Origin of the sequence: Liquorilactobacillus sicerae, from assembly GCF_029916425.1 — a bacterium.
Lineage (GTDB): Bacteria > Bacillota > Bacilli > Lactobacillales > Lactobacillaceae > Liquorilactobacillus > Liquorilactobacillus sicerae.
In genome coordinates this window covers 1-641 of the sequence record NZ_JAHAVQ010000091.1, presented here as the reverse complement: position 1 = coordinate 641, position 641 = coordinate 1, and the positions used below count along the sequence as shown (strand labels likewise).

Here is a 641-nt window from a genome sequence, read left to right as displayed (position 1 = left end):
TCATCAGTGTGAAGACCGGTTGTCGGTTCATCCAAAATATAAAAATTTTTTCCGGATTGAATACGATGCAATTCGCTAGCTAATTTCATTCTTTGAGCTTCACCGCCAGAAAGAGTTGTCGCCGATTGTCCCAACTGAATATATCCAAGACCAACATCTTGGATGGTTTTTAATTTACGGGCTATTTTAGGAATTGCTGAAAAGAATGGCAAAGCCTCATCGACCGTCATATCAAGTACTTGAGCAATATTTTTGCCTTTGTAAGTCACTTCGAGTGTTTCGGAATTATAACGGGTACCACCGCACACCTCACAGGTAACATAAACATCCGGAAGAAAATTCATCTCAATTTTGATAATTCCATCGCCCTGGCAATTTTCGCAACGGCCGCCTTTGACATTAAACGAAAAACGACCCTTGGCATATCCGCGCATCTTCGCCTCGTTAGTTTGGGCAAACAATCCCCTAATATCGTCAAAAACTCCGGTATAGGTAGCAGGATTTGAACGTGGGGTGCGACCGATTGGCGACTGGTCAATATCAATAACTTTTTCAATTTCCTCGTAACCGCTAATCGATTTATAAGCACCGGCCTTTTCAGAGTTACCGTTTAATTTTTGTTTTAGGGCTCGTTTTAATAT

At 41.3% G+C, this 641-nt stretch carries 1 pseudogene; it reads right to left on the bottom strand.

The annotated features are described in order from the left end of the window. Positions 1-641: pseudogene (locus KH893_RS11395) on the bottom strand (excinuclease ABC subunit UvrA); the annotation flags it as partial.